General features: G+C 66.2%; 14 protein-coding genes. 5 read left to right on the plus strand and 9 right to left on the minus strand.

The annotated features are described in order from the left end of the window. Positions 1–62: 62 nt before the first annotated feature. The 7 genes from ACSC1Y_RS11045 to ACSC1Y_RS11075 form a co-directional block, all read right to left on the minus strand. The gene (locus ACSC1Y_RS11045; protein ID WP_435334899.1) at positions 63–3,590 is read right to left on the minus strand and encodes a M14 family metallopeptidase; all 3,528 of its coding nucleotides are present in this window, start codon (positions 3,588–3,590) and stop codon (positions 63–65) included. A gap of 54 nt (positions 3,591–3,644) precedes the next feature. Continuing rightward, complete coding sequence (locus ACSC1Y_RS11050) at positions 3,645–5,858, minus strand: S8 family serine peptidase (protein ID WP_435334900.1); 2,214 nt, start codon at positions 5,856–5,858, stop codon at positions 3,645–3,647. A 15-nt stretch (positions 5,859–5,873) separates the two neighbouring features. Beyond that, positions 5,874–7,310 carry a S8 family serine peptidase gene (locus ACSC1Y_RS11055; protein ID WP_435334901.1) on the minus strand — a complete coding sequence of 479 codons (1,437 nt, stop codon included), beginning with the start codon at positions 7,308–7,310 and terminating at the stop codon, positions 5,874–5,876. Positions 7,311–7,404: 94 nt separating this feature from the next. Then, the gene (locus ACSC1Y_RS11060) at positions 7,405–9,612 is read right to left on the minus strand and encodes a S8 family serine peptidase (protein ID WP_435334902.1); all 2,208 of its coding nucleotides are present in this window, start codon (positions 9,610–9,612) and stop codon (positions 7,405–7,407) included. Positions 9,613–9,754: 142 nt separating this feature from the next. Continuing rightward, on the minus strand, positions 9,755–11,962 hold the full coding sequence (locus ACSC1Y_RS11065; RefSeq protein WP_435334903.1) for a S8 family serine peptidase: 2,208 nt from the start codon (positions 11,960–11,962) through the stop codon (positions 9,755–9,757). Positions 11,963–12,070: 108 nt separating this feature from the next. Then, positions 12,071–14,869, minus strand: coding sequence for a S8 family serine peptidase (locus tag ACSC1Y_RS11070; RefSeq protein WP_435334904.1), 2,799 nt, complete (start codon positions 14,867–14,869; stop codon positions 12,071–12,073). A 301-nt stretch (positions 14,870–15,170) separates the two neighbouring features. After that, a complete protein-coding gene (locus tag ACSC1Y_RS11075; protein ID WP_435334905.1) occupies positions 15,171–17,132 on the minus strand; it encodes a bacterio-opsin activator domain-containing protein in 1,962 nt (653 codons plus the stop codon). Between the two features lie 109 nt (positions 17,133–17,241). Here ACSC1Y_RS11075 and ACSC1Y_RS11080 point away from each other — a divergent pair, with 109 nt between their 5' ends. Next, on the plus strand, positions 17,242–18,702 hold the full coding sequence (locus ACSC1Y_RS11080; RefSeq protein WP_435334906.1) for a metalloregulator ArsR/SmtB family transcription factor: 1,461 nt from the start codon (positions 17,242–17,244) through the stop codon (positions 18,700–18,702). An 8-nt stretch (positions 18,703–18,710) separates the two neighbouring features. On the opposite strand, the gene ACSC1Y_RS11085 is transcribed toward ACSC1Y_RS11080, so the two are convergent. Then, a complete protein-coding gene (locus tag ACSC1Y_RS11085) occupies positions 18,711–19,364 on the minus strand; it encodes a helix-turn-helix domain-containing protein (RefSeq protein ID WP_435334907.1) in 654 nt (217 codons plus the stop codon). A gap of 458 nt (positions 19,365–19,822) precedes the next feature. On the opposite strand from ACSC1Y_RS11085, the gene ACSC1Y_RS11090 reads away from it, so the two are divergent. The 4 genes from ACSC1Y_RS11090 to ACSC1Y_RS11105 all read left to right on the plus strand — a co-directional run bounded on the left by ACSC1Y_RS11090 (position 19,823) and on the right by ACSC1Y_RS11105 (position 22,174). Continuing rightward, positions 19,823–20,629 (plus strand): YihY/virulence factor BrkB family protein, encoded by an 807-nt coding sequence (locus ACSC1Y_RS11090; protein WP_435334908.1) that lies wholly within the window; start codon positions 19,823–19,825, stop codon positions 20,627–20,629. 497 nt (positions 20,630–21,126) lie between these two features. Continuing rightward, positions 21,127–21,570: an SRPBCC family protein gene (locus ACSC1Y_RS11095; protein WP_435334909.1), complete on the plus strand. Its 444-nt coding sequence runs from the start codon at positions 21,127–21,129 to the stop codon at positions 21,568–21,570. Between the two features lie 142 nt (positions 21,571–21,712). Then, the gene (locus ACSC1Y_RS11100; protein ID WP_435334910.1) at positions 21,713–21,958 is read left to right on the plus strand and encodes a DUF8593 domain-containing protein; all 246 of its coding nucleotides are present in this window, start codon (positions 21,713–21,715) and stop codon (positions 21,956–21,958) included. 9 nt (positions 21,959–21,967) lie between these two features. Next, positions 21,968–22,174, plus strand: coding sequence for a DUF1328 domain-containing protein (locus tag ACSC1Y_RS11105; protein WP_435334911.1), 207 nt, complete (start codon positions 21,968–21,970; stop codon positions 22,172–22,174). A gap of 956 nt (positions 22,175–23,130) precedes the next feature. Here ACSC1Y_RS11105 and ACSC1Y_RS11110 read toward each other — a convergent pair. Further along, positions 23,131–24,468, minus strand: coding sequence for a Na+/H+ antiporter NhaC family protein (locus ACSC1Y_RS11110; protein WP_435334912.1), 1,338 nt, complete (start codon positions 24,466–24,468; stop codon positions 23,131–23,133). Positions 24,469–24,638 lie beyond the last annotated feature (170 nt).

Below are 24,638 nucleotides of genomic sequence, written 5' to 3' on the forward strand. Positions count from 1 at the left end.
GATCGGCAGGGTGTCGCGGTCTGGTCTGTCGAACAACTGTACGCTGCAGTGGCCGAGTCGGTTCAGGTCGATTCACCCACCACCGTGTTGGTCTCCGTGGTGTCCGAGACGGTCACCCAGTCCTCGCCGTCGGGCGAGGCGGTGACGGGCCCGAACTCGTAGGTTCCCGTCTGCTCGGCACCCGAGGGTGCCTCGACGAAGTAGGTGACCTCGGTCGTCGAGTCGGCCGTCGCGGTCGGCCCGAAGGTGACTACCTTCCGCCCGTTCTGCTCCTCGACGCTCGCCACGTCGTCTGAGTACTCCGTGAGGACGGTCCACTCGGCGGGCACCTCGTCGCGGACGGTCGCGTCGCGCGAGGGCGTCACCGAGACGGTCACCTGGTTCGTCTGGCCGCCGGTGAAGACGGAGCCGTCGTCGCTTCGGCTCCCGGAGACCGAGAACGGCGGGTCCTCGACCTCGGCGCTCCAGTCGCTCCAGCCGAACGAGCGGCCGCCGTCGGCGGTTGTCCGGGTCTGGGTGAACCCGAGCGCGTTGCTCAGGACGAGGTAGCCGAGGAACGAGGTCGTGTAGTCGAGCAGGCCGAACGGGTGCAGGTTGCCCTGGTACGCCGGCGGGAGCAGCCCACCGACGACGTGGATGCCCGTCGGGTCGCTCGAGCCGCGGGTGATGGAGCCGGCGGAGACCTTCCCGTCCGTGGTGGCCGCGATGGACGGTGCGGCGTCGCCGGAGGCGGCTGTCAGCCGGAACGCGTCTTCGTCGACCAGCGTCATCGGTGCCTCGCCGCCCGTCGAGTAGCCAAGCGGCGCTATCTTGTACAGGGCTCGCTGGATGGGACGCGAGTCAGTGAGCAGCGGATGGCTCGCGTCCTTCTCACCGAGGTGGCCGATGTAGAACGTCTGGTCGACAACGTCGTCGCGGCTCACGGAGTCGGCGAGGTCGCTTTCGAGTTCGGCGAGCAGGTGGACGCCCGAATCGGAGAGGACGAGATTCCCACCCGAATCCACGAACTCGTCGATGGCGGCCGTGTAGTCGGTGTCGAACCGGCCGTCGTCGTGGATGACGACCACGTTGTCGTAGTCCGCGAGCGCACCGTTCTTCACGTCGGCTCTGGTGACGGGGTCGACGCTGCCGCCGTCCGAAACCGCCGCCGCGTAGTCCTCGAAGAACTGGAACGGGCTCACCTCGTAGCTGGTCTGGTCGTAGCCGAGCGCCTTCCTCGGGTCCGGGCTGGCGGGTGCCGCGAGCGTCCCGAAGTAGACTTTCAGGTGTTCGGGGGCGTCGACCAGGTTCTCGACCTGTACGGTCCAGGTACCGGTCTCCGGGTCGGTGACAGTCCACTCGGGATGGCTACAGCACTTCCCGCCGGCGGCGTGCTCGCCGTCGGGGTCGAACGACTCGACGACCGTCCCGTCGGGCGCGACGAGTTCGGTCCGGAGCAGGGCCTCGTGGGCGTGCGGGTGGACGGTCAGGGAGTCGACGTCCGAGTCGACGGTGTAGCTGGCCGAGGCGGTCCCGAGGGAGGGGACGCGCTGTTCGTCGGTGGTGGACTCCGTGGTCGTGGTCGTCTCCGCACCGGGGAACGTCGCCTCCATCTCGTACTGCGAGGCCGCGTTCGCCCAGGTTTCCGCGATGAGCGTGTACTCGCCGTCCTTCTCGAGCGCGGCCGACAGCTCCTCCGGGTTATCGGCGCTCGCGGAGCCGGCGATCCGGTTACCGTCCGGGTCCTCGAGGTAGAACTCGAGGTCCTGTGCCGCGGGCGTCCACGAGAGCGTCGCGTCGACCCGGGTCGGCCCCTCGGAGAAGTCGGCCGTGTCGAAGGTGTGACTCGCCGTGTTCTCGGCCCCGCCGGTCGCCCCGGGGCCGATGATACCCGACCAGGACATCGTCGGTCCGTCCGAGGCGAGGAACGAGAGGTCCTCGCTGGACCGGGTCAGCGCGTCCGTGGTGACGTAGGCGGTGTCCTCGCCGCCGGTCTCGATGGCCGCGGAGAACTCGTCGGTCGTGTTCGGCGTGTCGCTATTCCGGACGGCGTAGTTCGCGATTGTCCGGATGGCCGTCTCGTAGCCCGTGACCTGCATATCGACGATCTCCGGGTGGTAGACGTTCGAGCCGGTCATGTGCGAGTAGGCCATCTCGAAGTCCATCGTCGTCATGCCCAGTCCACCGAGTTCCTCGGGGTGGGCCATCCAGTCACCCATCGCGCCGGAGACGGTGTAGTCGATGGTGTCCCAGATGGTCGAGTAGTCGAACGCCTCCTCGGGCAGGGTGCCGAAGCCGAGCGGCGCGGGGTTCGTCCCGCCGGTCACCGCCTCCTGGAAGTCCGCCATCGCGTTCCAGGTCGTCAGCGCGTCCTCCAGCGTGTCGTCGATGACGCGGCACATCTCGTACAGCTCGTGCAGGTCGCGCGTGTCGAACTGGTCCTGGCTGATGAGCCCCAGCACGAACTCCTTCGAGTTGAGCATCCCGTGGAGGTCCGCGCCGTAGTTGAGGTTCTGGTAGGTCCGGAAGTGCTCGACGATGGCCATGGCGTCGGTCGTCCGCGCAAGCGACCTGTCGGCCGGGTTCTCGGGCTCCGCCGGGTAGTGCGCCGTCGTTATCCAGCCGACCGTCGGGTACTGCCGGTTCGTGTCGTAGACGCCCGCGTTGCCGCGCTCGTAGAACGGGACCACGGGGACGCCGTCCTCCGGCCCCATCAGCTGCCAGCCGGACTCGTACTGGGGGTGCTTGGCGACCCAGCCGTCGGGGTTGGTGTAACAGAAGACGAGCACCACGTCGTCCAGTAACTGCTCTATCTCGGGGTCGTTCCCCCGGAGGAGCCGCTCGATGTAGCGAGAGCCGGCCTCGGCGCCCGCCCGCTCGAGGCCGTGGAGCGACAGGCTGTAGAACACCTTCTCCTTCTCGTCGAAGGCGGCCTGGTCGTCGATGTCGTTCGTTATCTCGGCGACGTAGATGCCCTTCGGGTCGTCTCGCGCGGATATCTCGTTGTAGTGACCGGGCGAGTTGCCTATCTCGTAGAACCGCATCCGGTCTGCGTGCTGTCCTTCGAGGTACTGTAGCCCGTCTATCATCTGCTCGAAGTCGACGTAGCCCGTCGAGCGTTCGGCGTCCGGGAAGACGCCCATCGGGTAGTAGCCGAGGCGCCAGAACGGGTTCGAGCCGGGCGAGTGCGACAGCGTCTCCGCGGTGGGAATCTCCGCGACGGCGGTCGACTCCGTCGTCGTGAGGTGGGCGAAGCCAGCGGGCTGGCTCGTCTCGGTCGTCGTGTGCGCGTCCGGCGCGATGGCCTCCAGTTCGGCGAGGCCGGCGGCGTCGGAGAACATCACCAGCGTCGGGACCGCGAAGTCGGTCGGCGTGTGCTCGACGACGTACTGATACTCGGTTGTGTACTTCTCCGAACTCGTGCTGGCCGTCGCGTTGCCCGGGAGCGCGAGGCTCGCGCCGACCGCCGCGGAGAGCTTCGCGAACTGACGGCGCGAGATGGGTGCGTCGGCGAAGCGGTCGTCGGTGTCTTGCTTGTTCGAGCGCTCCGTTCCCTGTGTGTCACTGTCTGTCGATGCGTCCGTGTCGGCGGGGTACCTGTCGTCTGTCATGGCTGGGTGTCGTGTGTACGGAAAGTCGGTTGGCTGGCGGTGCCTCTCGGGAGATTACGTCTCCTCGGCGACGACGGCGTTGTCGTCGGTGCCGCCGAAGGCGACCCAGTCGTCGTCCGTCTGGTCGCTGTTTGCGGCGGCCGGGCCGAACGTGTACGTCCCCGTGTTCGAGCTTCCGGTCGGTGCCTCCACGAGGTAGCGGAACGTCCGGGCCTCGTCGGCCGGGCCGACCGTGTCCGCGAAGTAGACGTACTGGACGTCGCCCGACTGCTCGACGTGGCTCACGTCGTCGGAGTACTCGGTGATGACGTCCCACTCGGCGGGGACGGTGTCGCGGACCCGGGCCGTGTGGCTCACCGCACCCACCGTGACCTCGACCTCGTCGGTCTGGCCGCCGGTGAAGGCGGAGCCGTCGTCGTCTCTGGAGCCGGCGACCGAGAGCCAGGTCGGCGTGTCGGAATCGACGAGGTCGACCTCGTGGAACCGGCCGAAGTCACCCGCTTCCGCTCGTCGAACGGCGGCCTCGGCGTCGACGAAGCCACTGCCCGCGTTCCACGGGGTGTAGGCCGTCTGGCGGTCCTGTGCGGTGGCCTCGACCGTGTTGATGACCTCGATGGGGTCGGGGTCGTAGCCGTTCTTTCGGGCCGCGTCGATGACGAGGACGCAGACGCCGGCCGCGTTCGGACAGGCCATCGAGGTGCCGGTCATCGGCGTGTAGTACGGTTCTGTGTCGGGTTCGAGCGCGTCCAGCGAGTCGGTCGGCCCGCAGGTCGCCATGATGGAGTCGCCGGGGATGGCGACGCCGGGACGATAGAGGCCGACCGGGCGATACCGGGTCGGTTCGCCGCGCAGTTCCTCGACGCCCTCGTAGTCGATCTCGTAGTCGACGACGACCGAGACCATCGGTTCGACCTCGACGTAGTAGGTCTCGCCGCCCTCGATGTCCGTGGTGAGGGTCCGGTGCTGGTGGACCGGTTCCTCGCCCATCTGGGCGATGACGGTCCCGTCGCGGCTCCCCTCGTGGACCGAGACACGGACCTGCTGGCCGTCGGGTTCGATGGAGAGGGTGAGCTCCAGCGTGTCGGCGTTGTTCGGTGCCTCCCACTCCCAGAAGTCGCTCGCGGTCTGGGCGTCGCCCGTCGCCGCCGGTCCGACCTCGCCGGTCCACGTGCCGACGTCGACGAGGAACTGGCCCGAGTCGACCGCGGCGTGGTAGCGCCAGAGCCGCCAGAGGGCGGTCCGGCGGTCGTAGTTCGTCTCGCGGTCCTCGTCGGGGGTCCGCCCGCGCGAGGAGAAGTCCGTGACGGCGGTCGTGTCGTTCGTCGCCGCGACACAGAGCACGTGCGGCGCCTTGGCGAACCGCGAGAGCGTGTCCGCGTCGGGGCCGGAGTTCCCCGCGGCGAACACGGGGACGATGCCGTCCGTGAACGCCTCCCACGAGGCGACGTTGACCGGGTCGTTCGGGTTGTACCGGACGTCCCGAGCGACGCCGTATGAGTTCGACACCACGGCGGGGTCGAAGTCCACGTCCGGGTCGCGGGCGCGCATCAGCATGTGGTCCCACGCGCCGACGACGTACGGGAGGTAGACCGCCGTGTTCGTCGAGTACACCGACAGCCGGGTGGCGGGCGCGTTGCCACGGTACTGGCCGTCGCTCGCGCTCCCGTCGCCCGCGATGATACCGGAACAGTGCGTGCCGTGGCCGAGGTCGTCCGTGTCCGCGGACGGCCCGAGGTCGAGCCACTGGGCGTCGCGCGACTCCAGCGGCTCGTCGACCCACTGCCAGTTCGACTCGAGTCTGCCCTCGAAGTCGGGGTGCGGGCCGCTGAAGCCGGAGTCGATGACGACGGCGTCGACCGAGGAGCCGTCGTAGCCGAGTTCGTTCTGGACCACGTCGACACCGGTCAGCTCCCGGGAGTCGTCGGTGAAGAACTCCAGCTCCTCGGCCTTCTTGACGCGCCTGACCTCCTCCCAGTCGGCCACCGTGGTGAGCTGGTCCGGGGTCAGCGCGGTGTAGGTCATCGGCAGTTCCTGGTACTCGTGTTTACCGACCGAAAGGTCGAGGTCGTCCAGCCGTCCCATCGACTCGCGCGAGTCGAAGACGACGATGCCCTCGATCGGTGCGTCACCGGAGAGGTCGAACGCGTCGTCGAGGACGCTCGTGTCGACTTCCTCGGCGGTGCCGACGCTCGCTGGGAGCGCGGCGGCACCCGCGAGGGCGCCGAGGCCTTTCAGTACGGTTCGTCTGTCGGTGGTTCTGCGGGTCATGGTCTGGTGGTGTCGCTATGGTTGTGTCAGGGTGACGTCGGAGAACCCGGCGAGGGTCCCGTTCTCCGCGCGCTGGACGGACGCGTCGGCGTCGACGAAACCAGCGCCGGCGTTCGCCGGGTTGTAGGAGGCGTGTGCTTCGTAGGCGTCTGCTTCGATGGTGTTGAGGACGGCCATCGGCGAGGGGTCGCCGTGGCCGTTCTGGCGGTACGCGTCGATGACGAGCGCGGCGATGCCGGACGTGGCCGGGCAGGACATCGAGGTCCCGCTGATGGCCGCGTAGTACAGCGACGTGTCGGGTGCGGTCGCCTGGAGCACGTCGCCGGGCGACATCGTACTGTTGACCTGGTTGCCGGGGGCGGCGACCCCGTTCCGGTAGAGGCCGACCGGACCGCTCGCGCTGCCGGAGTCGTAGTAGCTCCGCAGGTTCGAGAGCGCGGTCTGGCGGTCGTAGTTCGCGCCGGTCGAGGCGGCGCGGGCACGCGACGAGAAGTCGGTGATGGCCTTCGCGTCGGTCGTCGCCGCGACGCTCAGGACGTGTGGGGCCTTCGCGTAGTCGTTGAGCGTGTCGTAGTCCGGGCCGGAGTTCCCGGCCGAGAAGACGGGAAGCAGGCCGCTGTCGAAGGCGTTCCACGTCGCGGTCTGGAGCGCCCCGTCCGGGTTGTAGTCGTCAGCGCTCGCCGAACCGTAGGAGTTCGAGACGATGTCGACCTCGGCTGCGTGGTTCGCGAGGACGTGGTCGTACGCCGCGGTCGCCTTCAGGATGCTGACGGCGGCCCCCGACGAGTAGACGGTCAGGGACGCACCGGGCGCCATCCCGCTGTCCTCGCCGTTCTGCGTGCCGTCGCCGGCGATGGTGCCGGAGCAGTGCGTGCCGTGGCCGATGTCGTCGGTGTCGACGATGCCGGTCTCCAGCCAGAGCGTCGGCTCGCCGAGCGGGTTGCCGACCCACTGGTAGTTGTTCTCGGCGGCGTCGACGAGGTCAGGGTGGTCGCCGTCGAGACCCGAGTCGACGACGGCGACGTGGGTCGACGAGCCGTCGTAGCCCATGTCGTTCCGGACCGTGTCGACGCCGGTGACCTGGCGTACGTCCGCGTTGTGGTAGTCGAGTTCGCGGTTGGCCTCGACGTAGCGGACCGAGTCCCAGCCGGCGACAGTCTCTATCTGCGAGCCGGTCAGCAGCGAGTAGCCGACGGGAAGCACGTCGAAACCGAGGTAGCCCTCGGCGAGGTCGAGCGAGCCGAGCTGGGAGACCGCGCTGTTGTCCTCGAAGACGACGAGTGCCTCCTGCAGCGACCCACTCGACAGGTCCAGCAGGTCGTCGACGACGGTCCCCGTGTCTGCGGCTGCGGCGCCGGTGAAGCTGGTACCGAGCGTCGCGGCCGCACCGAGGCCAGCGGTCGTCTTGAGCACGTCACGGCGGTCGAGTCGAGTTGCGTTGTCGTTGGTCATTGGAAATCTCCGATGGTGTCGGAGTGTTCGGGTAGAGTCGGGTTCGAGTGATAAGCGTTGACCTATCGGACGGGGATTCCGATAGCGGGGGTGGTCACGTCGACTGGCTGACCACCTCGTTCGTGTCCGTCCCCGTGCAGTCCTGGAACGAACCGTCGCCGTCGGCCGGGGCTGCCTCTGCGGGTCCGAAGGTGTAGGTGCCAGTGCTGCCGGTCCCCGAGGGTGCCTCGGCGAAGTAGGTCACCGTGTCGCCGGCCCCGACGCTCGCGTCGAACTCGACGTACTTCGCGCCGTCCTCGGTGTAGACCGTGTGGGCGTCGCCGCCGACGACGGTCCACTCGAACGGAATCTCGTCCCGGACGACGGCGGCCTCGGTCGCCGACTCGACGGTGACGTCGACCTGATTCGTCTGGCCGCCCGTGAAGGCGGAGCCGTCGTCAGACCGGGTCGCGTCGATGGCGAAGCGCTGGTCGGTCACCTCGCCGTCGACGGCGAGCTCTACCTCGTCGAAAGTCGCGAGATCGCCGGCCGCTGCGCGTTCGACGGCCGCCACGGCGTCGACGAAGCCGGTCCCCATCGTCCACGGGTTGTGGCCGGGACGGGCGTCGTCGGCGGTCGCCTCCAGCAGCAGGATGGTGTCGATGGGGTCGGGCCACTCACCGTTGTTCTGGTAGTAGGCGTCCAGGACGAGCGTCGTGACGCCGGCGGTGACGGGGCCGGACATCGAGGTCCCCGAGAGCAGGCCGTACCAGACCTCGGTGTCGGAGTCGGCACCAGCGTAGCCCTGCAGCGGGTCGTCGGGCGAGAGCGTGCTCATGATGAGCTCACCGGGTGCACCGACGCCGTTCCGGTAGAGGCCGTACGGCCCGGTGGGGGCCGAGTCGAGCTGTTCGCGGGCGGTCAGGTCGACGGTGTAGGTCGCCGTGACGTTGAGGTACGGCCGGATCTCGACGTAGTAGGTCGTCCCCGGTTCGATCGTGGATTCCATGATCTCGGGGTTGTCGAGCGTCGCTCCGCTGGCGACGACGGGACCGTCCCGACTGCCCTCATGGAGGAACACGTCGATGTCCTCCCCGGCGGGCGTCCACGAGACTTCGATGTGGACGAAGCCGGCGTCGCTCGGGGCGGTCCACTGCTCGTAGGCGCTCTCGCCGACGCCGGCGTCGCTGGAGCCCGGCCCGACCGTGCCGGAGTAGCTCTCCTCGGCGACGACGGGCTGGTCGTCGTATGAGGCATCGCGCAGTTCGCGGACGTTGTTCAGCGCGAGTTCGCGGTCGTACTGCGCTCCTTCGCCCTGCGTGTAGCTCGGGGTCCGGCCGCGCGAGGAGAAGTCCGTGACGTACATCTCGTCGTCCGTCGCGGCGACGGAGAGGACGTACGGAGCTTTCGCGTAGTTGTTGAGCGTGTTCGTGTCCGGCCCGGAGTTCGCCGCGGAGTAGACGGGGACGATGCCCTCGGTGAAGGCGTACCACGTCGCCGTCTCCAGCGCGCCGTTCGGGTTGAAGTCGGCACCGCTGACGCTCCCGTAGGAGTTGTTGACGACCTGAACGTCGAGTTCGCCCGAGCGCTGCTTTGCGACCATGTCGTCGTAGGCGGCGACGGCCTGGACGACGAGCAGGCTCGCACCGGCCGCGTAGACGGTGAGGTCGGCGTCCGGGGCCATGCCCTTGTACTCGCCGTCGCTGGCGGAGCCGTCCCCGGCGATGGAGCCCGAGACGTGGGTTCCGTGGCCGACCGTGTCGGTGTCTGCGCCGTCGGCCTCGACCCAGAGGGTGTCCTCGTTCAGCGGGTCGGTGTACTGGAAGTTGTGCCGGAGGTTCGCCTGCAGGTCCGGGTGGTCGCCGTCGACGCCGGAGTCGATGACGACGGCGTGGACCGACTCGCCGGTGTAGAAGTACTCGTCCTGGACCTGTGCGGCTCTCGTGACCTCCCGCGCGTCGTCGTTGTGGTAGTCGAGCTCCGCGTTCGCCTCGACGTACTGGACCTCCGGCCAGTCGGCGACGGTCTCTATCTGGCTTCCGGTCAGCTTCGTGTAGCCGATGGGCAGGACCTCGAACTTGTGGTAGCCGACGTCGAGGTCGAGATGGCGGAGTCGGTCGACGGCCGCGTTCGAGTCGAAGACGACGAGGACCTCCTGTGCCGTGGAACTCGTCGTGTCAAGGGCGTCGTCGACGGTCGGGAACTCGCTGGCTGCGGCGGCGCTGCCTGCCCCGAACGGGAGCGCGGCGGCACCGGCGAGGCCGGCTGTCGTCTTGAGTACTGTGCGGCGGTCGAATCCGTGTGTCGAGTTATCGTCTGTCATCGGTGGAGTCGTGCTTGCGTGTCGGACGGGGTGAATCCCGTGCCTGCTATCGCGTGTGTGGCGGCCGTGGACGGGCCGCCACCCGTGTTTGAAAATCGGTTCGCCTGCCTCCGTCGACCAGGTGTCTACGTCGACCGGGTGTCTACGTCGACTCGCCGACCACCTCGTTCGAGTCGGTCCCCGTCACGACCAGCCAGGCGCCGGCACCCTCGGCGGGTGCGGCCTCGGCCGGGCCGAACTCGTAGCTGCCGGTGGAGTCGGGCGCCTCGATGAAGTACGAGAGACTGTCGCCGGCCTCGACGCTCGCGTCGAACTCGACGTAGCGGTGCCCGTCGTCGGTGTAGACCGTGTGGGCGTCGCCGCTGACCACGTCCCAGCCGAAGGGAATCTCGTCGCGGACCTTCGCCGTCTCCGTCGCCGAGTCCACGGTGATGGTCACCTGATCCGTCTGGCCGGCCGTGAAGACCGAGCCGTCGTCGCTACGGGTGCCCTCGGCGTGGAAGACCGGCTCCGTGACCTCACCGTCGACCGCGAGGTCGACGTCGTTCCACTTCGCCAGCTTGCCGGACTCGGCCAGTTCGACGGCGGTCGTCGCGTCGGCGAAGCCGGCTCCGATGTTCCACGTGTTGTGGCCGGCGAGCGCGTCGTTCGCGGTCGCCTCGATGGTGTTGACCACGTCGATGGGGTCGGGCCACTCCCCGTGGTTCTGGTAGTAGGCGTCGTAGACCAGCGTCGCGATGCCACAGAGGACCGGCGAGGCCATGCTCGTCCCGGAGAGCCGGCCGTACCAGACCTCGGTCCCCTGCTCCTCGGGATTCTGCGTGAGGAGTGGGTAGGTCTGGAACGCGTCGTTCTCCGACAGCGTGCTCATGACGTAGTCGCCGGGCGTCCCGGCCGAGGGCCGGTAGATACCGTACGGGCCGGAGACGTTGCCCTTCGCGTCCTCGCGGGCGGCCAGCGTCGCCTCGTAGGTCGCCGTGACGTTCAGGTACGGGCGGATCTCGAGGTAGTAGGTCTGGCCGCCCTCGACCTGCCCGGCGAGGTGCTCCGGATTCTGGAGGCTCGCACCGCTTGCGACGACGGGGCCGTCCCGACTGCCCTCGTGGAGGTAGACGTCGATGTCCTCGCCCTGTGGCGTCCAGGAGACCTCACCCTCGACGTAGCCGGCCTTGTTCGGGACCGTCCACTCGTGGTAGACGCTCTCGCCGACGCCGGCGTCGCTGGAGCCCGGCCCGACGGTCCCAGAGAACGACTGCTCGCCGACGACCGGTTGGCTCGAGTAGTCGGAGTCGTAGAGGTCCTGCAGGTTGCGGAACGCCTCGCGACGGTCGTAGTGTGCGCCCTCGCCGCCTGCGTAGTCGGGGGCCCGGCCGCGCGAGGAGAAGCTCGTGACCTCCATGTCGTCGTTCGTCGCGGCTGCTGCGAGGACGTGCGGCCCCGCGGCGTAGTTGCTGAATGTGTTCGTGTCCGGTCCGGAGTTTCCGGCCGCGAAGACCGGCAGGATGCCGAGTTCGAACGCCTCCCAGGTCGCCACCTCGAGCGCCCCGTTCGGGTTGTAGTCTCCGCCGACGCTCGCGCCGAAGGAGTTGTTGACGAGCTGGACGTCGTGCTTGCCCGAGCGCTGCTTGTCGAGCATGTCGTCGTACGCACCCACGACGTTCAGCAGGGCTGCTGCGGCGTCGGTCGAGTAGACCGAGACGGTCGCGTCGGGTGCCATCCCCTTGTACCGGCCGTCGCTGGCCGAGCCGTCGCCGGCGATGGACCCCGTGACGTGGGTGCCGTGGCCGCCACTGGCGGTGTCGGCGGTGCCCGCGTCGACCCACATCGTCTCCTCGTCGAGCGGGTCGACGAAGCGGTAGTGGCCGTCGAGATTCGCGGTCAGGTCGGGGTGGTCGCCGTCGACGCCGGAGTCGACGACGACCGCGTGGACCGACTCGCCCGTGTAGAACAGGTCGTCCTGCACGGTGTCGACGCCGGTCACGTCGCGGGCGTCGTCGTTCAGGAACTCGACGTCGTGGTTGGCCTGGACGTATCGGACCTCGACCCACTCCGAGACGGTCTCTATCTGCGCGCCGGTCAGCAGGGTGTACCCGATGGGGAGCTGTGCGAACCTGTAGTAGCCCGAGGCCAGGTCGAGGTGGCGGAGCCGGTCGACCTGCGGGTTCGAGTCGAAGACCACGAGGACCTCCTGCAGTTCGGTCGAGCCGGTGTCGAGGGCGTCGTCGACGGTGGGGAACTCGCCGGCCGCGGCGCTGGCGGCTCCCCAGGGGAGCATGGCGGCACCGGCGAGCCCGGCGGTCGTCTTGAGTACTGTGCGGCGGTCGACTCCGTGTGTGTCGTTGTCTGTCATCTTGATGTCCGTGTCGTGATGTCGCGTGTGTACTGTGTCGAGTTCTGCTGGCTCTGTCGCGCGTGAGTACTGGAAAACCGCCTCACGAGAGGCGTGGGGAAGTACCGCTTACGTCGACTGCGCGACGACGTAGTTCGTCTCGCCGGTGCCGGAGACCGCGACCCAGCCGCGTGCCTCGCTCGGCTTCACTTCCTGCGGGCCGAACTGGTACGCGTCGGAGGCCGAGACGTTGTCCGGTGCCTCGGCGAAGTAGGTGTAGCTGGTCTCGGTATCCGCGGTGGCCGTCTCCGTGAAGTAGACGTACTTCACGCCGTCTGCTTCCTCGACGCGGTCGACGTCGTCGGAGTACTCGGTGAGGACGGTCCACGCGGCGGGAATCACGTCGCGAACCTGGCTGTCCTCGGACGGGTTAGCGGTGACCGTGATCTGGTCGGTCTGGCCGCCCGTGAAGGCGGAGCCGTCGTCGCTCCGGGTCCCATCGACGAAGAAGCCGGGGTCGACCGAGACGTCGAGCGTGCAGTGTGCCTGCACGTCGTAGCCGTTCGTCGCACCGGGGACGTTGACGAGCTTGGCGACGACGTAGAAGGTCCGCTTTTCGCTGTCGCGCGGGAGCGACACGGTCGCGCTCGCGTCACCCTGCAGACCCTGCGCCCGGGCGACGATGTTCGGCTCGCCGTGCTGGGCCGGGTTCTCGGCATCGTAGACGAACAGGTCGACGTGGGGGTCGCCCTTCGTCATGCCCTTGTTGCCGCCCGAGTAGTAGTCGAAGCTCACCGAGGCCTCGACCGTGCCGGGGCCGGCCTGCACGTAGCCCGCGACGGCGCGCTGGTCGTCGGGCAGGTTCAGCCCGAGCACGGCGTCGCTCGAACTCGGGAGTTCGCGGGTGACGGCGTCGACGGCGGCGGCCGGGTTGACGCGGCCGAAGCCCTCGTACGGGTCGCGGCCACCGAACTCGTAGGTCGCGGGGTGGGCGCGGTGGTACGGGGCGGCCGTGAAGGCCGTCTCGCTCGCGGTCGCGAGGATGGCCTGCTTGAGCCGGTAGACGTCGTCGAGTCCGGTCTCGTCGGGATGCGGCAGCGCGATGCTGGCCGGAGCGTCCTCCTCCATCGCCTGCGAGACGAGCGCGGCGACACCGGTCGTGAAGGGGGTCGCCATCGAGGTGCCTGCTTTGCCCGTGTAGTCGCGGATGGGCGGCTGGTTGGACTCCGACGTGTCCGCGTCGCCTGCGAGTGCGGCGTTGACGAGGTCGTCGATGTAGCCACCCGGCGCACTGACGTCGGGCTTCATGTACTGGTCGAGTTCGTCCTCGTCGAGAGCGCCGAGGCCACCGGAGGAGTAGGCGGTCAGCCCGTCGAGCGGGCCAGTCGCGCAGACGGAGATACACTCGTCAGCGATGGCCGGCGAGCCGTTCCCGTTGGCGGGAGTTGCGGCGTTCCCGGCGGCCGCACAGGTCAGGATGCCTGCCTCTGCGATGTCCTTGATGCCGGCCGGGATGGAGTCGAGAATGCCCCCGACGGAGCCCAGTGGCAGGCCGCCGACGTAGCCCCACGACATGTTCACGGCACGCATGTTGAACATGTCCGCGAAGGAGTCGGCGTGCTCGGCGAGCTGGCCGGTCGGACCGGACAGCCCCTGCATACCGACGATGTTCTGGTTCGGTGCGACGCCAGTGTGGAGGCCGACGGGGTCACCGACACGGTCGCCGTCCGTGCTTGCGGGGTCGGCGAACGCGCCGACGCTGATGGACTCGAGCTTCCCGGAGGAGACGAGTTCGCCGCCGGTCGCCCGGGCGATGACGGTGTACGTTCCGGTCGTTTCGGCGGGTGCCTCGACGACGACGTTGTCGGTCAGGCCGGAGTCGCTCGTGACCTCGGCGGAGTCGAGCTCCTGGCCGTCCGGCCCCTCGAGGATGAGTTCGATGGCCTCGCCGTAGGCCGAGCCGAAGACGCCCGTGCCCGCGGTCGCAGAGACCTCGTACTGGCGGGTGTCCCCGATGGCGAGTACCTCGCCGGGCTCTTCGGTCGTGACCGTGCTCGGGTCGATGGCGCTGGCGCGGCCGGACCCGGCCATGATGGAGGAACAGTGGCTCCCGTGGCCGTTGGGGTCGCGCGGCTTCTTCCGGAGGCCGTAGCGGCTGCCGGCGTCGAACCAGCCGACCGTCTTCGGCGCGTTCGGACCGGTGCCGATGTCCTCGAAGATGACGCTCGGATCGGCCGCCTCGAACTGGCCTTCGAGCGCGTAGTAGTCCGCCGTGATGTCGTAGTCGGCCGTAACGTTCAGCCACGTCTCGACGACGAACCGGTAGGTGTGGCCGGATTTGACGTAGTTGTCGATGTTCTCCGGCTGCGTGCCGTTCGTGGAGGCCGCGACGCGCTCCCAGCCCGAACTGGTCTGCTTCTCGAGGTAGAGTTCGAGGTCCTCGCCGTTGCCCTCGACGTCGGCGGGCGTCCAGGTCATCGTGGCGTCGATACCCTCGGCGTCGGTCGGCGTCGTGAACTCGTGTACCTTCGTCACCGGGTTGGCGAAGGTACCGGGACCGATGGTCCCGCTGAAGGACTCGCCTTCGCCGGCGAGTTCGACGCGCTCTTGCTCGTTCTTCGGGATGACGAGTTCGCCGTCGCGGACCGTGACGCGGACGCCGTTCCACGGGCCGAGGTCGGGGTGTCTGGCCTCGACGCCGGAGTCGGTCAGCGCGATGGTCCGGTCGGGGCGACCACGGTAGCCCCGGTCCCAGACCTGGCTCGCTTCGCGAGCGCGCCAGTTGAAGAACGTCGAGTCGAGCCCTGTTCCGGCCGCCGCGGCCGAGCTAGCACCGAAACCGAAGAGTCCTGCTCCCGCGACCGCCCCCGTCGTCTTGATGAGGTCGCGCCGAGAGAACCCACCACTGTGTCCGTCACTGTCTGTCATTCCGTATCTACTGGAAATGGAGACTAGTTGTTCAATACCAGCCCAAATACCTGAGGTATCAGCCTCGTAAGTGGCGATTTCCACTCGCTCTTCCATCTGAGCCCCCTCGCAGTCTCTCGATTCGCCGCCGGTGGTATCGCTCATGATTCTCCGTGTTGTTCCTCGGTGATGTGAGGAAAAGGGGTTGTGACAAATCCATCCAAATGAGTCTATCGGCCGGATTCGGCGGCGTCTGAATCAATATCGGTGTTTACCGACGGACATCAGTGAAGAACACCGGTAATCGAAGGTGCCTAAAGGATTAGGTACTCATCGTCGCATCTTCCGTGAGTTCCTCGAATAGGACGTCGAGCAGCTTCCGTTCGGCGACGCGGAGATGCTGGTGGAACGTCGGCGCAGAGACGTCGAGCAGGTCCGCAACCTCGTCACCCGACTTCTCCCGTGGCCAGTCGAAGAACCCGGCACGGTACGCGGTCTGCAACACCTCCCGCTGTCGGTCGGTCAGGCGCTCCTCGACGCCCGTCCGGAAGGCCACGTCGCTCGTCCCCTGCCGCTCGACCTCGCGCTGGGAGAGCAGCTCGACCTCGACGATGTCGGTGACTCTGTCGAGCACCTGTGAGACCGAGACATCACGCGGCACCTCGATGGTGAAGCGAGCTTCTCCGTCTCCGACGCTGATGGTGCGGACGGTCCCGCCGATCTCCGCGAGCGACTCCGCGAGCGAGGCGCCCTCCGGTTCGACCTCCACGAGACACTCGTCGTCCCGTTCGACCAGCACTTCGATCCGGCCCGGTGCTCGTTCTGCCAGTTCGTTCACCTGGTCGACCGCATCGCCACGGACCACGAATCGCTCGAGGAGCCGCCCGTCGTCCCGGCTCACGGTGCCGGCCAGTTCGAGCGTAGCGTCCGTCTCGTCGGCAATCTGGACGATGAACTCGTCATCGTCGGCGATGCGGAACCTGAGTTCGGTCACGGTGTCGGTCACGAGCGCCTTGCGGGTCTCGACGGCGTTGATAGCGTACCCGACGGCCTCGCCCAGCTCCGCGAGGACCTCCCGTTCCAGCGGTTCGAACGCGAACGGGCGCGGTGCGTAGACGCACAGACAGCCGTAGACCGTATCTCCGTACAGGATGGGAATCGCGGCGGCGGACTCGTAGCCCCGGTCGAGGGCGGCCCCTCGCCAGGCAGTCGCCATCGGGTCGGAGGCGATGTCCTGTGCGAACCGTACCTGCCTGTCTCGTATCGCCGTCGCCGCCGTCACCGCATCGTCGTTGTAGTCTGCCGATTCTGGCCGAGCCTGCAGGTACTCGACGCCGTCGCCCGCCCACGCGGTCGGCTCGACCCGATCGCCCTGGGAGCCGTACTCGCCGACCCAGGCGAACTCGTACGGTTCGGCGTCGACCAGCTCCTCGCAGACGGTCTGCTCTATCTCCTCGCGCGAGTCGGTCTGCAAGAGCGCGCTCGTCACCTCCCGGATGACGCTGTTCACCCGGTCCAGGGTCTCCAGCTCGGTCGCCTGTTCTGCGAGTTCCCGCTCGCGACGACGACGTTCTCGGATGTCACGTCCGATGCCACAGATACCGCGAAGCTCGCCGTCGTCCAGGAGCGCTCCGGTGAACTCGTACGGTATCTCCTCGCCATCTTTCGTCAGTATCGACGCCGTCTCGGTCGCCCGACCGTCCATGACGATTCGGCCGATAGCGTTCTCGATGGTGTCGACCTCGTGCTCGGGGAAGAAGTCGGTCGGTCCCATCTCCCTGACCTCGGCGTCGGTGTAGCCCGTTACCTGGACCAGCTCGCGGTTCCAGCGGAGGAAGTTCCCGTCGAGGTCGAACAGGAAGAAGATGTCGCCCAGCTCGTCCAGTGCTGCGTCCCCCAGCCGCGCGTGACCGTCGGTGCTGGTCCGCTCGCGCCGGACACGGTCGACCGTCGCGGCGAGATGGTTCCCCCACGGGCCGTCCGGGTCGCCGCACGAGAGCGTGGCAGCAGCACCCGCGTCGAGTGCGGTGGTGGCCGTCGATTCGGATTCGTACAGGAAGACCACCGGCGTCTCGTTGCGACCGAGCGAGGGCACCAGCTCGGTCACGGTGTGTCCGTCGAGCGAATCACAGACGACGCAGTCGACACCCCGGTCCACCGCGGCCATCGCGGTCGCTCTATCGTCGACCACGAGCGTCGAGAGTCCACGAGCGTCGAGGCACGCCTCGAGACCTGCCGCCTTCTCCCCCGCGTGCACGACGAGAACGTTCGCCTCGTTGGACATCGCGTCAATGATTGTTCTCACCTCTCGGTATTGGTTTCGGACCCAAGGTGTATAGGGAAATAGATTTATCGATGAGAGGTTCAACTGCCAGTACTCCTGGTGGGTGTGAATGGGTACCAATCGTCCGTCTGACCGGGTCCTCCTGGCGGTGGCCGTCGCCACGGCACTCGTGGCTGGTGGGACAGCGTCAGGACTCGTCACGGCGACCCCTGCGCCGGCGACAGGTGCAGGCGACGTGGCCGACGCCGTAAGCACGACCACCGCCATCGGGGGAGGGCTCGGTGATGGGCTGGGAGAGGGGACGGAGACCGCGGGGACCACTGTCCCCGACCCGATTGAGACCACTACCACCGACGCGGCCGTGACTACCACCACCGACGCGATAGCGACGACCGTCGTCGACTCGACCGCCGAAGGTGCCGACTCGACTCTCGACGATACCACCGAAGAGGACCGCATCGTCGCGAACGTCTGGGTCGACGTATCGGTCGGGGTCGGTGACGCCAGCACAGGTGGGTCCGGGACGGCGACGGTGGGCGACGGTATCGGCGCCGACGGCTCCGGCTCGGCAGACGGTCCGGTCGTCGCTAGCGGGTCGGGGAACGTCACCGCCGGAGACGGCGGTGCCGCCGCGAAGTCCAGCATCGACGGCGGCGCACTGGCCCCTTCCACCGGCGTGAACGCACCGGCTGGGTCGGTGCCCGGACTCTTCGACGGGTCCGCACAGACCGGCGCGACGGCGACTCCCTGGAGCGTCGGGCCCGGCACGTCGGAGGACGCCGATGGCGACCCCGGTTCCGGAGCTGAACCGTCAGCTCGGACCGACGCTGCGTCCGGGTCCGTGACCGGCCAGATACAGCGACTCTGGCACGGCCTCGACGACGGCCTCGGCCCGTTCAGCGCTGACGGCACGCTCTCCGGTCCAGTCGGGGCAGGCGCGGCCGTCGGGGCAGGCGCGGCCGTCGGGGCGGCAGTCGCCGGCGGTGCCGTGGGCACGTGGCGCGGCCGAGCGGTCGCGTCTCTGGTCCGCGCTGGACTCGACGACCTGCCGCTGGGGGCCGTCTTCCGGTACAGCCGTTACGACGACAGCGACCCGCTCGAACACGACGACCGCCGGGCCGTCTACCAGCTCGTCGAAGAGGAGCCCGGAATCTACCTCTCGGCGCTGGGAGACGCGGCCGAGGTCTCCCTCTCGACCGTTCGTCACCACCTCCGAATCCTCGACGAGGAGGGGCTCGTGACGAGCGTCAAACGAGACGGCAGGCGGCGCTTCTTCCCAGGTGACACCGCCGACGTCGACCTGGAGGCGGCGCTATCGCACCCGTCGCGGTCGGCCATCCTCGAACTCCTCGCAGAACGCCAGTCGGCGCGCGTCGGCCAGCTCGCCGACGCGCTCGATCGCGACCCAAGTACGCTGTCGCACCACCTCGCCGAACTCGAGTCGGCGGGTCTGGTCGAGCGAGAACGAGTCGGCCGCGCTGTCGAGAATCGGTTGACGCCGGTCGCACGGGAACGGCTTCTCGGCGCAGCGCCGACCGTTCCGGTCGCGGACGATCGAGGAACCGCGTGAGTCGAGTGCTACTGTTCTTCCAGATCTGAAGAGAGCGTCTCGCGGACGAGCGTCTCCATCCCCCGGCGGAGACGTTCGGAGGCAGCCTGTCCAGAGACCCCGACCTCCTCGCCGAGTCCGCGAAGCGTCGTCTGTCTCGGGATGTCGAAGTAGCCCACCTCGACAGCCCGGGTGAGTATCTCCTTCTGTGCGGAGGTGAGGTCCGCCTCAGCGCCGTTCCGCTCGATGCTGCCGCTGTGAATCGACTCGACGGTCGCAGCCAGGCCGACCTCGGCACAGGTGTCTCGGAACCCTGCGAAGGCATCGCGGTCCGGAAAGAGCATCTTGACCGTCCAGCCGTCGCCGCTCGTCGCGGCGTTGAGTATCACGCCGTCGAGATCGACGGTTCGCCGGTACGCCTCCACGTCTGGGAGCGTCTCCGGACAACGGACGCGGTAGAGGCGTCTCGTGCGTTCTTCCGCGAGGATGCTGAAATCGTCGACCGTCTCGTCGGATTCGAGTCCCGCTTCGAAGGTACCGAAGTCATCCCCGGTCGCCCAGAAGACGATACGCAACGGGATGTTACGTGATGTATCGAACTGTTCGGCCGTTATCTTCATCTCTGGGACGTCGGAGAGGGCAGCACAGAGAAGGCGGGAATCGAGATGGAATCGGACAAACATATTAATTATCGGTTTTGTTTTGTTTTCTAACTGCCGTCGTTCTGGTGAAATTCGCCGGTCTCCTGCGTACTGGCCACACTCTCGAGCTCTATTATCGGTATGATGGAGTCAAGCAGATATCAATGCTGCATGGATATACATGGTGTAGGGGTATATCCCATTTTCGGGTAGCTCTGGCCCCGTGCTAGCGGCACGGACTGAGTAAATATTCAATCTCATTCATTGTCGTGAATTCGACAGCACTACCGGCGGCCGGCGATTGGACCGCCGGCGGGCAATCGGTCCCCGGAAGACGGTACCCGCCGAAGCGAATCCCACGCACTGGGTCACGTCGACCGGTCGTCCGCGAGGCGGCCCTCTCGGTCGAGCGACGCCGCAGGTTCGTCGACTCGATGAAACGACTCGGTTTCCGTCTTAGATGCCTCGTTTTTGTGCTCACTCACCATAGCACGGAGACGATGGGAACTCTCTCGTCCGTGAAAGCGTTCGTCACCGCGGTCGCTGCCGAGACGAGCGAGAAACACGTCACGTTCCTCGCCGGTGGAATCGCCTACAATGCGTTCATCTCGATGGTACCACTGCTTCTGTTCCTCCTCTTCGCCATCTCGTTCTTCGGCCCAGGGCTCGAAGAGCGGGTCCTGGAGCTCGTCACCAACAACGTCTCGCAGACGATCGGGACCCTTCTCGAGGAGATACTCAAACGGCAGTCGGAGGGGGCGACCGGGTCGTCGCTCGTCGGGCTCGTCGTACTCGTGTGGGGGGCCCTGAAGATATTCCGCGGCCTCGACACGGCGTTCTCAGAGATATACGAATCCGACACAGAGAACTCCTTCCTCGACCAGATCAAAGATGGACTGGTCGTTCTCGTTTCGCTGGTGCTCTCAATCGCGGCTCTCGTCGTCGCGACCAGCGTCTTCGCCGCCTTCGCCAGCGCGGTCGATTACCTCGGGCTAGCACTCCCGCTGGTGCTCGCGGCAGGACTCGTTCTCGCGTTCCTCCCGATGTACTACGTGTTCCCTGACACCGACGTCACCATCCGTGAGATCTTACCAGGAGTGCTGTTCGCTGCGGTCGGCTGGGCGCTTCTGCAGGGGCTGTTCCAGATATACGTCGCGATCTCCACCCGGGGTGAAGCGGTCGGGCTCCTCACCGGGATAATGCTCCTGCTGGCGTGGCTCTACTTCAGCGGCGTCGTGATGCTCGTCGGCGTGGTCATCAACGCGGTCCACGGCGGCTACACGAGTCGAGGTGTGGGCGCTCCCTGACCGTCGTCGGCTCGTTCCAGCTGGCGACCGAGTCGTCGTCTGCGAATCGTCCGAGCGGCTCGTCGTCCCTTGGACGCTCGGGCTCCGTCGGTAACTGAGCAAGGTCGAGTGGGTGGACCGAGCGATGGTCACAGGACCCGCCGATACGACCCCGGTCGAGATTCGGTGTCTTGCTGCTGATACCTTCGTCTACATCGCCGACGTCGAGAACAATTCCGAGTGGCAGTCAGGCGTCCGAGAGGTGGTACGAACCTCCGACGGCCCTATCCGCACTGGTCCAACCTTCTTCCAGCGTTCACAGTTGCTCGGTCAACGTATCGAGAGCGAGTTCGACCCGAACCGGATGGCCCGTTCTCGGTCGACGAGCGCCCGCGTGGTCGACGAGAACTCGGTCTATTCGGCGGGTACGGCCCGCAACCGTGCACAATCTTCCAACTTCCGAAATAGTTTAGACAGTCGGGAGAAAGTGTCGTCTATGGTGACTTGTGGGGGTCGAGATGGTCCATCTTGAGCTTTCTATCGAGATCAGGCGTCCTCCTACAGACGTGTTCGCGTACGTCGCGAACTTCGAGAACGACCCCGACTGGAAATCGGCCGTACGGTCGGTCACTCGCACCTCCGACGGTCCACTGAACGTCGGCTCGACGTTCGAGCAGACTGCCGGCTTCATGGGTAAGTCGGTGGTCATTCCCTACGAAGTGACCGAATTCGACCCAGGAACGGAGATTCGGTACGAGAGCACCGGTGGCCCGTTTCCGGTCGATATCGTCCGACGGGTGGAGCCAGTCGCCGAGGGAGCCCAGTTCACGACGGACATCACGGCGGCATCCGAGAACTTCTTCGACCTCGCGAAGCCGGTTCTTCAGCGGGTGGGAGCCGAACACGTGCGGGGTGACCTCGCCGTACTGAAGGCGTATCTGGAGTCACGGGAGGCAGTATAAGGTTCGTTACAACGACCAGAACTGATTAGGAGGTGAGGTATCTGGATTCTCAAGGTGAGCTTCTTGCCCGCAGACGTCCATTCTCAACTGGGGTGGCTGGATTCGGGGGCGAAAAGTCCCCGTGACAGCACCTGCAACACTAATGAAACAACAGATATCCTTCAGTGAGAAAGACGAGGGAAAGCGCGTCGTCAACTCCGACGGTGAGACGGTCGGTCGAGTCGTCGATGTTCGGCACGGCACCGCGTACGTCGACCCCGACCCGAACTTCTTCGACACGATCAAGTCGAAGCTCGGCTGGGGTGACATCGACGAGGACACGTATCCGCTCCAGAAAGCCGACGTCCAATCTGTCTCCGACGACGAAGTGCGCCTGGTACGCTTCTGAGGAGTCACGATGCCGATATCCATCCACGACATCGGTCAGGTGTCGGTACCGCTCCAGTCTGATGGCGGGTTCTTGTACTACGCGGTTCTCTTCTTCGTCCTCGCTATCGTCGCCTACGTGCTCGGTGCGAGAGGCGTCGCCGGACTCTCGATGGACATCGCGAAGCTCTTGATCGTCATCTTCGTCGTCCTGGCGATAATCGCGCTCTTGCTCTAGCGGATGTCGATACGGTACCGTCGACGGTGCACTACGGCCTTCCGGCCGTACTGCTCGTTCTCGTATCAGTCAGGGAGACGATGGCGGTGACGAAGCGTGAGAAGAACTGCCCGAGATACTACGAATATCCGTAAGACTATCTCCGGGATCCTGCCTCGGAGAAGCACAAAGTAAAACATAACTATCATAGAAATATTTTTGATAGATATTGGGGCGCTCCTCTGGCTGTCGGATTTACATCGTTTCTGGCTACGGATCGTCTCCGGCCCGTCCCTCCTGTAGGGGAACGCGTTACCGACGCATCGAACTTCCTCGTCGCCGACTGAACGCCGGAACAGCTCGCCCCCTGTGCCTGCGACCGTGGTGGCACGTTCGACACGGGCGACGGACGTCTTCCTCCCGGGCGCTCCTTTTCCTACCGATGGTTTCGGCGGGTGACCGTTTTGAACTGGGGGACGTTGGCGTCACGCTACCGCTGGGGGCCAGAAGCGAGCCCTCGGGCGGCTTCGAAGGAGATCCTCGGGTATCCTGAGAGGTGTCAACGCACTACGGCTCGGGGTTCGCTCACCGTTACGTTGGAGGTCTCCTCGTGCCCGTCGCCGAGTGCTCCCACACTCGCAGAGCGAATCTCGAGGAAAGTCGAAGTACACACATTCCCCTACGCTAGCAACTATAGTTTAACTGGTAGCTAGGTAGAAAAGACACCTTGATTATGGTTTTAAAACCGCGCAAAAACCCGTTGGTAAATGTCAAAAGAGGTGATCAACGACGACGCGTTCACCGTGCGATGGCCACCCTCTTCCGCCTGATAACTCTCCAGCTACTGATTCGGTCGGACGAGACGTCGAGGTGAGTGGGATACGACCGGAACGATGGTAACACAGTGCGACGCTGGTCCGATGGCTCGACCCCAGTTACCGTATCACGTCCCCGAACGGGAAACTACCAGGCCGCCGTTACGGTGCGATCAGGATGCCGACCACTCCATATCCGACCGCGGCGATTCCGCCCGCGGCGATGGCATATGGGAGCTGGGTTCGGACGTGGTCCATGTGGTCGGACGCAGCCCCGAACGACGACAGGATGCTGGTGTCCGACAGCGGCGAACAGTGGTCGCCGAACAGGCCACCACCGACGACGGCCGCGACTGCGGCGTACAGAACGGGTCCGAACGTATCACCGTTCATGCTGAAGGCGATCGGGACGATGATGGGTATCATGATGCCGTAGGTCCCCCAGGAGGTCCCACTGAAGAACGAGATCGCCGCGCCGGTGAGGAACGTGACGAAGAGCAACATCGCGGGCGTCAGCCAGCCCTGCGTAACGCCGATGACGTAGTCGGGAGCGCCGAGCTGCCCGGTTATCTCGTTGATCATGTACGCGAGTGCGAGGACCATCATCGCGGGGAACACGCCCTTGACGCCGTCGGTGGAGATGTCGACCAGATGGTTGATGTCGTCGAAGTACCCCTGGGCGTACATCACGATCGACAGGTAGGTGACTGCCGCCATGAACGCGGCCAGTATCTTGACGCTCTCCAGCACGACGAACGTGCCGATGCTTATGCCGAGGATGATGGCGATGGGCACGACGAGATGGAGGACGAGATTCGCTTGCTTGCCCTCTTTCGGGTCGATCTCCTCTATCTCGACGCCGACGAGCGGGTCGGCACCTTCGCGCATCACCTTCCCGGTGTTACGAGCACGACGTTCCGCCTGCTTCATCGGGCCGAAGTCGGAGACGATGCCGGTCGCGATCACGCCGGCGATTGCGATAGAGAGGATTCCATAGAAGTTGTACGCGATAGAGTTGACGAACACGTCGAGTGCCACGGTCTGGTTGGGGACGTTCCCCTGCTCGGCGATGAGTCCGGCGATGAAGACCGCCCATCCACTGATCGGGATGAGGGTCGGAACGGCGGCGCTCGTCGAGTCGAGCAGGTACGCCAGTTTCTCGCGTGAGACGTCGTGTTCGTCCGTCACCGGCCGCATCACGGGACCGGACAGGAGCGGACTGAAGTAGTCACTGAAGAACACGAGGACGCCGAGGACCCACGTCATCCCCTGCGCACCTCGCGCGGACTCGACCCGTTCCGAGACCAGTTCGGCGAATCTGTCGGTCACGCCGGCGAACATGAAGTACGCGATCAGGATGCCGACGAAGACCTGGATCATGATGACCCAGATGAACCACCCACTACCCAGGGCGTCCTGGAACAGCTGGGACGTCCCGGTGAAAGGGTCTTTCCCGAGCATCACGACGCCGACGACGGAACCGAGAAGGAGCGATATCACTGCATTCCTTGTTTTGAATGCCAGCGCGAGTGCCACTGCCACTGGAAGCAACGACAAGGCTGTTTCTTCGAACATACAGAATGACCATTATAGTATAGGTATATGAATGTTACTGTGACTCATGGCACGAGGTCGCAACGGACCTGCCGGTAGGGCCACCTGGAGAAGAC

Origin of the sequence: Haloarchaeobius lipolyticus, assembly GCF_051208015.1 — an archaeon.
Classification (GTDB): Archaea; Halobacteriota; Halobacteria; order Halobacteriales; family Natrialbaceae; genus Haloarchaeobius.

Bases quoted from the DNA above. Each gene is read 5' to 3' on its own strand.
- ACSC1Y_RS11045 (WP_435334899.1), bottom strand. From the start codon at position 3,590: ATGACAGACGACAGGTACCCCGCCGACACGGACGCATCGACAGACAGT.
- ACSC1Y_RS11050 (WP_435334900.1), bottom strand. From the start codon at position 5,858: ATGACCCGCAGAACCACCGACAGACGAACCGTACTGAAAGGCCTCGGC.
- ACSC1Y_RS11055 (WP_435334901.1), bottom strand. From the start codon at position 7,310: ATGACCAACGACAACGCAACTCGACTCGACCGCCGTGACGTGCTCAAG.
- ACSC1Y_RS11060 (WP_435334902.1), bottom strand. From the start codon at position 9,612: ATGACAGACGATAACTCGACACACGGATTCGACCGCCGCACAGTACTC.
- ACSC1Y_RS11065 (WP_435334903.1), bottom strand. From the start codon at position 11,962: ATGACAGACAACGACACACACGGAGTCGACCGCCGCACAGTACTCAAG.
- ACSC1Y_RS11070 (WP_435334904.1), bottom strand. From the start codon at position 14,869: ATGACAGACAGTGACGGACACAGTGGTGGGTTCTCTCGGCGCGACCTC.
- ACSC1Y_RS11075 (WP_435334905.1), bottom strand. From the start codon at position 17,132: ATGTCCAACGAGGCGAACGTTCTCGTCGTGCACGCGGGGGAGAAGGCG.
- ACSC1Y_RS11080 (WP_435334906.1), top strand. From the start codon at position 17,242: ATGGGTACCAATCGTCCGTCTGACCGGGTCCTCCTGGCGGTGGCCGTC.
- ACSC1Y_RS11085 (WP_435334907.1), bottom strand. From the start codon at position 19,364: ATGTTTGTCCGATTCCATCTCGATTCCCGCCTTCTCTGTGCTGCCCTC.
- ACSC1Y_RS11090 (WP_435334908.1), top strand. From the start codon at position 19,823: ATGGGAACTCTCTCGTCCGTGAAAGCGTTCGTCACCGCGGTCGCTGCC.
- ACSC1Y_RS11095 (WP_435334909.1), top strand. From the start codon at position 21,127: ATGGTCCATCTTGAGCTTTCTATCGAGATCAGGCGTCCTCCTACAGAC.
- ACSC1Y_RS11100 (WP_435334910.1), top strand. From the start codon at position 21,713: ATGAAACAACAGATATCCTTCAGTGAGAAAGACGAGGGAAAGCGCGTC.
- ACSC1Y_RS11105 (WP_435334911.1), top strand. From the start codon at position 21,968: ATGCCGATATCCATCCACGACATCGGTCAGGTGTCGGTACCGCTCCAG.